A 6939-nucleotide genomic window follows, 5' to 3' on the forward strand; every position below is an offset into this window, starting at 1 on the left:
GAATTCATGGCCACTGCCGCGCCCACCATTCCTGCCGCCCATCCGGGCCTTGCATCCCCGCCAAAACACTGGAGCGAGCCGCTGCCCGCCCATGCGCTGGACCATATACCGGGGGAAAGCGGCTGGCCGCTGGTGGGCAACACGTTCAGAATGCTGGCCGATCCGCACGGCTTTGCTCAGCGGATGTATGCAACATACGGCCCGGTTTACAAGAACCGGGCTTTCGGGCGCTGGAATGTTGGCCTGATCGGCGCTGATGCCAATGAACTGATGCTGTTTGACCGGGAAAAGCTGTTTTCGTCCGAACAGGGCTGGGGCCCGGTGCTGGACAAGCTGTTCCCGCGCGGCCTGATGCTGATTGATTTTGATCACCACCGTGCGGACCGGCGCGCCTTGTCGATAGCGTTCAAGCCGGGGCCAATGCGCCATTATGCCGATGCGCTCAATCGCGGCATTGCCGAGCAAGTGCAGCAGTGGGGGCAGGCGTCAGGCGGGGCGCAGATGCAGTTCTATCCCGCGATCAAGAAACTGACGTTGGATCTGGCGGCGGACAGCTTCATCGGCCTGCCGCTGGGGCCGGAAGCGCAGCAGATCAACCGCGCCTTTACTGACATGGTGCAGGCATCGGTTGCGCCCATTCGCAAACCGCTGCCCGGCACGCTGATGCGCAAGGGCGTGCAGGGCCGCGAATTTCTGGTCGAATATTTCACCGCGGAAACGCTGCGCCGGCGGGCAGAGGGCGGCGGGCAGGATATGTTCAGCCAGTTTGCCACCGCCACCCATGAAGACGGATCGCTGATGCCGGTGGATGCCGTGGTCGATCACATGAATTTCCTGATGATGGCCGCGCATGACACGATCACCTCCAGCGCCACATCACTGGTGTGGCTGCTGGCCAAGAACCGCGAGTGGCAGGAAAAACTGCGCCAGGAAGTCTTGGCCATCACCGGCGGGATGGGCAGGCCGCTTGCCTATGATGATCTGGGCAAGCTGGAACTGACCGAAATGGCGTTCAAGGAAGCCCTGCGGCTGATCCCGCCAGTGCCATCCACCCCGCGCCGTGCGCTGCGGTCATTCGAATATGCCGGCTATACCATTCCTGCTGGCGCGCAGGTCGGCATCAATGCCCATCTGGTGCACCATCAGGAAGAACACTGGCCCGACCCGATGCGGTTTGACCCGATGCGCTTCACCCCCGAAATGGTGAAAGCGCGCCATAAATATGCGTGGGTGCCGTTTGGCGGGGGCGCGCATATGTGCCTGGGCCTGCATTTTGCCTATATGCAGGTGAAAATCCTGATGGCCCATGTGCTGACGCGCTATGACATCCAGATCGAGGATGGCTATGCGCCGGAATGGCAGCCGTGGCCCATTCCCCAGCCACGCGACGGCTTGAAAATAACCTTCAAACCGCTTTAGAAATCAATCGCGATCCCGTTCTTTTCCCAGTCGCCATAGCGGGTCGGGCTAAGGCCATTGCGGTCCCCGTCTGCGGTGCCATCATCCGGTGTTGGCGGGGCAGGTTGCGGGACCGGTGCATCCGTCCAATAGGAAGGCTTGTCGAAATTTTCGGGCCGTTTCGTTGCGCGCTTGGTCATTTTTTAAAGATGGTCCCTCTGGCGGTCGAATGCAATCAGGGATAGGGGCGCGCAATGGTAGATACACCCGGATTACCCGCACGCCGCGCTGCCCTGCGCATGATGGACGCCGTTCTGCACCGTGGGGAGACGCTGGAACAGGCGGAACGCGGCGCATTGCGCAGCATCAATGGCCCCGCCGACCGCGCATTGGCACGCGCCATTGCCGCAGAAGTGATGCGCTGGCTGGTCGATCTGGACGCCATGATCGACAGCGCCACGAAAAAGCGCCTGCCCGATGATGCCAAGCCGCGCAGCGTCCTGCGGCTGATGCTGGTCCAGTGGCTGCGTTTCGATACGCCGCCCCACGCGGTCATCGCCACGGCATTACCATTGCTGACCGGCGGCCCCCGGCGGCTGGCACACGGGGTGTTTTCCACCCTGTCCAAACGCGAAGTAACCCTGCCGGAAGGCCCGACGCCGAGTGACGCCGTGGCCATGCGCTGGGGTGATCGGGCGCAGGACATCATGGCTGCGCTGGCCGTTCCGCCGCCGCTTGATCTTGCCTTGCGTGACCATGCCGAAACGGAAAAATGGGCGGGTGAACTCGGCGGGGAAAGCCTCGCGCCCGGCCATATCCGCCTGCCGCGCGGAACACCGGTCGATCAGCTTCCCGGCTTTGAAGAAGGCGCATGGTGGGTTCAGGATCTGGCCGCGACCTTGCCAGCGCGCCTGCTGGGTGCAGGCGAAGGCCGCCGCGTGCTGGACCTGTGCGCCGCACCGGGCGGCAAGACGCTGCAACTGGCCGCTGCCGGCTGGACAGTGACGGCGCTGGATATCAGCGAACGGCGGCTGGAACGCCTGCGTAACAATCTGGAACGCACCGGCCTTGCCGCGGAAATTATCACCGCCGATGCGCTGACATGGCAGCCTGCCAAGCAGTTTGATGCCATTTTGCTGGACGCACCCTGCACGGCCACCGGCACCTGCCGCCGCCACCCCGATGTGCTGCACCGCATCGGCCAACGCCAAATTCATGAAATGGCGGAATTGCAGCAGAAACTCCTCGCCCGCGCCGTATCGTGGCTGCCCGAAGGCAGCACGCTGGTCTATGCAGTCTGTTCGCTGGAGGAAGAAGAAGGGGAAGGGCAGGCAACAAACGTGCCGCTGCGCCAGAAACCCGTCACGCAAGACGAACTGCCCACAGGTTTGCACCCCGACAGCAATGGCTGGCTCCGTACCGATCCCGCAATGCTGCCTGACGCAGGCGGTCTTGACGGGTTCTTCATCGGGCGCTGGGTTAAGTAGGGCGGCTCTAACCAGTCCGTCAGCGGACAGTCCGGTTTTAGGGTTATTAGCCTATGGCTCACACGTCTGCTTTTGGGTGGTAAGCTGCCATTCGCTCAAACTTTAGCGTCAACGTCCCCGACGATTGCTAGTCATTCCATACAGTAAGTCGGAGATACCAGTTACATGACAGACGCTGAAAATAGCCCGCTTGGGTTAGCTGAACTATTTTTTGTTGCTGCGCGGTCCTTTGCGACGGGTGCTCATGCGATCGTGAAAAGCACCGTGCGGGCCAGATATGAGAATGATTTCCGCTTCATCATCTCGTGCGAGATGCTCGTCGGCCACGCAATCGAAGTCTATTTGAAAGCTTGGCTAGCCGAACATGATGAAGCTTACACCGACTTAAAGCTCAGAAGACCGCCATTTGGACACAATCTACGAGCGCTCTACGAGGAAGCGCGGGGTCACGGTTTCCCGGAACCGGACGTGCCAATGCAGCAGACCTTTCATGATTTGGTAGAGTCGTACGAAAAGCCTCATTCCGACTACACTCTTCGATATCCAACTGGTGGTTGGACTTTCGAAGTTCCAAGGAATGACATTTTGTTTTTGATACTGAGTCGCCTCGATGCTGTTGTAGCGGCCAAGCTCGGGAAGATCGTCCCACCAAATTTGGATTGGTCGGTCGATTCCGAGGAAGATTTCAGAACAAGCACGCCATTGTGAGCGTGTTCGCAAACCACTGACGTCCGCAATTGGGACGTTAGCCGACAGTCCGCTTTTATTTCAGCCATTGGAGCAGCGGACTGTCTGATCGACCCTCACGACCGGATTCGGTTCAAGTCGCCTACTTCACCTTGTTCTGAAAGCTTTTACGCAATTTCAGAAGCTTGGGCGGGATGGTCGCCATGCAATAGGGATTGCGCTGGCCTTCGCCGTCCCAATATTCCTGATGGTAATCTTCCGCCGGATACCAGGTGATCGCTTCCTCGATCGTGGTGACGACGTTGCCTTCATGGCTCTGATTGGCGCGTTCGATCGCGGCTTCCGCCTCGGCGCGTTGCGTATCATCCAGCGGGAAAATGGCGGAGCGATATTGCGTGCCCACATCATTGCCCTGCCGGTTCAGCTGCGTCGGATCATGCGTGCCCAGGAAAACATCCAGCATTTCGGCATAGGAAATGACCTCAGGATCGTATGTCACGCGGATGCCTTCGGCATGGCCGGTCGCGCCTGAACATACTTCCTTGTAGGTCGGGTTGGCTGCGTGGCCGCCGATATAGCCGCTTTCCACTTCGCTCACCCCGATGACATCGCGGAACACCGCTTCTGTGCACCAGAAGCAGCCGCCGGCGATAATGGCCTGTTCGCTATTGGACATAAATCTGAAATCCCTATGCGGTGATGATTGTCTTGCAATGTCAGATAGGAAGCCTGCCCACACTTGTCATGGGGTCAATCTGTATCACCTGCTTGTGTTCGCATTTTCCGCCTCTAGGGTGGGCGCACGAACAATAGAGACGTTTTTGGAGAGAATGCATGCGACCGATTTATGCAGCAACCGCAGCGCTTGCCGCCCTGACCATAACAGCGCCTGCCGTGGCAGACCACCACATGGAAAACCCCGCCATGGCAAACCACTCTATGGCAAACCACGCAATGGCTGCGGCGCTGGCTGATGCCCGCCGCGCTGCTGACAGCGCCCGCGACCAATATCGCCACCCTGCCGAAACCCTCGCATTCTTTCAGGTAAAGCCCGGCATGACCGTGGTGGATGTGGTGCCGGGCGGCGGCTGGTACACGCGGGTCCTCGCGTCATATCTGGGCAAGGATGGCAAATATATCGGCCTCAACCCTGATGTTGCCCACAGCAATTCCCCGCGGATGGCGGAAAGCTGGGGCGGGCTGGGCAAGACATTCCCCAAGAGCCTGTCTGACTGGGGTCTTTCCGGCACCAATGCAGTGGGCATGAACAGCGATGAAGTCACCGAAGCCATGCATGGCACTGTCGACCGGGCGCTGATTTTCCGCGAAATGCACAATCTGCACCGGATCGGTTTCCTGCATTATGAACTCGATACGCTGCGCGATCTTTTGAAGGATGACGGGATGCTGGGCATCGTCCAGCACCGTGCAAAGGCATGGGCGCCTGCCGATTATACTGATGGCAGCCGCGGTTACATGCGCCAGCTGGACATTATCGGCCTGGTCGAAGCGCACGGGTTCCAACTTGTTGGCACCAGCGAAATCAACGCGAACCCGATGGACACGGCGGACCACCCGCGCGGCGTATGGGAAATGCCGCCAAGCTGGGGCAGCAAGGATGAAAAGCTGAAAAATCTGGGTGAAAGCGACCGGATGACGCTGCTATTCCGCAAACGCCAGTAACCGCTGAACCGATGGATTGAAGACGCGCGCGTCGCCCCACGGCGGCGCGCGCGTCTTCGCAGGTGGACTTCGCTATGCTGCCCTAATAAATGGGACGGTATGACCACACTGACTGTTGCTGCCTTGCAGCTGGCGCTCGGCGCTGATGATGAAACCCGCAATATCGCCGCTGTATCCACATTGGTGGAAGAAGCGGCAGGCAAGGGCGCGCAAGTCATCCTGCCGCCTGAATTGTTTTCCGGCCCCTATTTCTGCCGCGAGGAAGACGAAGCGCTGTTTTCCCTTGCCCGCCCCACCAGTCAGCACCCATCTGTGCTGGCCATGCAGAAACTGGCAGCAAAGCTGAAAGTGGCGATCCCCACCAGCTTCTTTGAACGCGATGGCCACCATTATTACAACACGCTGGCCATGATCGGGCCGGATGGTGAAATCAGCGGTACCTATCGCAAAAGCCACATTCCCGATGGGCCGGGGTATGAAGAGAAATACTATTTCCGCCCGGGGAACGATGGGTTCAAGGTGTGGGACGTTTTCGGCACCCGCATTGGCGTGGGCATCTGCTGGGACCAATGGTATCCCGAATGCGCCCGCGTGATGGCGCTGATGGGGGCAGAGGTGCTGTTTTATCCCACAGCCATCGGGTCTGAACCCTATGATGCGGATCTGGACACCAGCCGCATGTGGCGCCGCGCCATGCTGGGCCATGCCGTGTCCAACTGCATGCCGGTTATCGCGGCCAACCGCATCGGCCACGAAGGGCCGGCAGACCGCGCGCAGAGTTTTTACGGCCACAGTTTCATTTGCGACCAATGGGGTGATTATCTGGCGCAATTCGGCGCCGGGGAAACCGGAGTGCTGACCGCCACACTGGACTTGGCACAGGCCGCCACCCACCGCGCTGGCATGGGCTTCTTCCGTGACCGCCGCCCGCAGCTTTATGGCCGCATCTGCGAGGATATCTGACCCACCACTACCTCATTGCGCTGGGCTCCAACGTCCGCCACCACGCCTATGGCAGCCCGCGCAGCGTGTTGGCTGCAGCGCTGGCGAGCCTGGCGGATGCGGGTTTGGAAATTGTCGCCGCGGCACCGGTCATCCAAAGCGCGCCGGTCGGTCCATCCCAGCACCGCTACGCCAATAGCGCCGCTGTCATCAGCACGGACCTGGCGCCGGAAGACTTGCTCGCCCTGCTGAAAGCGGCAGAGCGCGCCTTTGGCCGCAAGCAGCGCGGCCAACGCTGGGCTGCGCGTGTGCTGGATCTCGACATAATCTTGTGGAGTGGCGGCAGCTTTTATGGGAAATTTCTGACAATCCCGCACCCAGCCATGCAGGAGCGCGATTTTGTTCTGGCGCCCGCTGCCGCAATTTGCCCCGAATGGCGCGACCCGATTAGCAGACTTTCCATAAGACAGTTACATCGACGCTTGACCCGCCCGCGCGCCGCCCCTAGGTGAGCCGCCGGTGGTCGGGCCCTTAGCTCAGTCGGTAGAGCAACTGACTTTTAATCAGTAGGTCGCTGGTTCGAACCCAGCAGGGCTCACCACCTCGCCAGAAGGCACGGAAAACCTTGGATTACCGTCGGAAAGACGGTCCCGAACCAGCGTTGTCTCCACAATCCGTCTACACAATCACAATGACGGTGGGGGCTCGAACCTTCAAGAAACCTCACTTTTCAGTCGAGTTG

8 protein-coding genes and 1 tRNA gene are annotated in these 6939 nt (G+C 59.9%); 7 read left to right on the plus strand and 2 right to left on the minus strand.

Features of this window, described 5'->3' with window-relative positions; translation table 11 throughout:
- The first annotated feature begins 6 nt into the window (after positions 1 to 6).
- Positions 7 to 1419 (plus strand): cytochrome P450, encoded by a 1413-nt coding sequence (locus GRI44_RS13670; protein WP_160602278.1) that lies wholly within the window; start codon positions 7 to 9, stop codon positions 1417 to 1419.
- Here the strand turns inward: GRI44_RS13670 and GRI44_RS13675 are convergent.
- Entirely contained in the window at positions 1416 to 1598 is a 183-nt protein-coding gene (locus tag GRI44_RS13675; RefSeq protein WP_160602279.1) for a DUF1674 domain-containing protein, read from the minus strand. The two genes, GRI44_RS13670 and GRI44_RS13675, sit on opposite strands and share 4 nt — an antisense overlap.
- A gap of 54 nt (positions 1599 to 1652) precedes the next feature.
- On the opposite strand from GRI44_RS13675, the gene GRI44_RS13680 reads away from it, so the two are divergent.
- Together GRI44_RS13680 and GRI44_RS13685 are read left to right on the plus strand one after the other, a co-directional pair.
- Positions 1653 to 2885: an RsmB/NOP family class I SAM-dependent RNA methyltransferase gene (locus GRI44_RS13680; RefSeq protein WP_160602280.1), complete on the plus strand. Its 1233-nt coding sequence runs from the start codon at positions 1653 to 1655 to the stop codon at positions 2883 to 2885.
- Between the two features lie 165 nt (positions 2886 to 3050).
- Entirely contained in the window at positions 3051 to 3593 is a 543-nt protein-coding gene (locus tag GRI44_RS13685) for a hypothetical protein (RefSeq protein ID WP_160602281.1), read from the plus strand.
- A gap of 121 nt (positions 3594 to 3714) precedes the next feature.
- Here GRI44_RS13685 and msrA read toward each other — a convergent pair whose 3' ends face one another.
- Positions 3715 to 4248 (minus strand): peptide-methionine (S)-S-oxide reductase MsrA, encoded by a 534-nt coding sequence (msrA, locus tag GRI44_RS13690; protein WP_160602282.1) that lies wholly within the window; start codon positions 4246 to 4248, stop codon positions 3715 to 3717.
- Positions 4249 to 4406: 158 nt separating this feature from the next.
- On the opposite strand from msrA, the gene GRI44_RS13695 reads away from it, so the two are divergent.
- The 4 genes from GRI44_RS13695 to GRI44_RS13710 all read left to right on the plus strand — a co-directional run bounded on the left by GRI44_RS13695 (position 4407) and on the right by GRI44_RS13710 (position 6798).
- Entirely contained in the window at positions 4407 to 5255 is an 849-nt protein-coding gene (locus GRI44_RS13695; protein ID WP_160602283.1) for a class I SAM-dependent methyltransferase, read from the plus strand.
- A 99-nt stretch (positions 5256 to 5354) separates the two neighbouring features.
- The gene (aguB, locus tag GRI44_RS13700) at positions 5355 to 6218 is read left to right on the plus strand and encodes an N-carbamoylputrescine amidase (protein ID WP_160602284.1); all 864 of its coding nucleotides are present in this window, start codon (positions 5355 to 5357) and stop codon (positions 6216 to 6218) included.
- A 65-nt stretch (positions 6219 to 6283) separates the two neighbouring features.
- Positions 6284 to 6709, plus strand: a complete 426-nt coding sequence (gene folK, locus GRI44_RS13705; protein ID WP_332872429.1) for a 2-amino-4-hydroxy-6-hydroxymethyldihydropteridine diphosphokinase — start codon at positions 6284 to 6286, stop codon at positions 6707 to 6709.
- A 13-nt stretch (positions 6710 to 6722) separates the two neighbouring features.
- A tRNA-Lys gene (locus GRI44_RS13710) sits at positions 6723 to 6798 on the plus strand.
- The last annotated feature ends 141 nt before the right edge of the window (positions 6799 to 6939 follow it).

The sequence above is a fragment of the Allopontixanthobacter confluentis genome, from assembly GCF_009827615.1.
Classification (GTDB): Bacteria; Pseudomonadota; Alphaproteobacteria; order Sphingomonadales; family Sphingomonadaceae; genus Allopontixanthobacter; species Allopontixanthobacter confluentis.

Bases quoted from the DNA above. Each gene is read 5' to 3' on its own strand.
- GRI44_RS13670 (WP_160602278.1), top strand. From the start codon at position 7: ATGGCCACTGCCGCGCCCACCATTCCTGCCGCCCATCCGGGCCTTGCA.
- GRI44_RS13675 (WP_160602279.1), bottom strand. From the start codon at position 1,598: ATGACCAAGCGCGCAACGAAACGGCCCGAAAATTTCGACAAGCCTTCC.
- GRI44_RS13680 (WP_160602280.1), top strand. From the start codon at position 1,653: ATGGTAGATACACCCGGATTACCCGCACGCCGCGCTGCCCTGCGCATG.
- GRI44_RS13685 (WP_160602281.1), top strand. From the start codon at position 3,051: ATGACAGACGCTGAAAATAGCCCGCTTGGGTTAGCTGAACTATTTTTT.
- msrA (WP_160602282.1), bottom strand. From the start codon at position 4,248: ATGTCCAATAGCGAACAGGCCATTATCGCCGGCGGCTGCTTCTGGTGC.
- GRI44_RS13695 (WP_160602283.1), top strand. From the start codon at position 4,407: ATGCGACCGATTTATGCAGCAACCGCAGCGCTTGCCGCCCTGACCATA.
- aguB (WP_160602284.1), top strand. From the start codon at position 5,355: ATGACCACACTGACTGTTGCTGCCTTGCAGCTGGCGCTCGGCGCTGAT.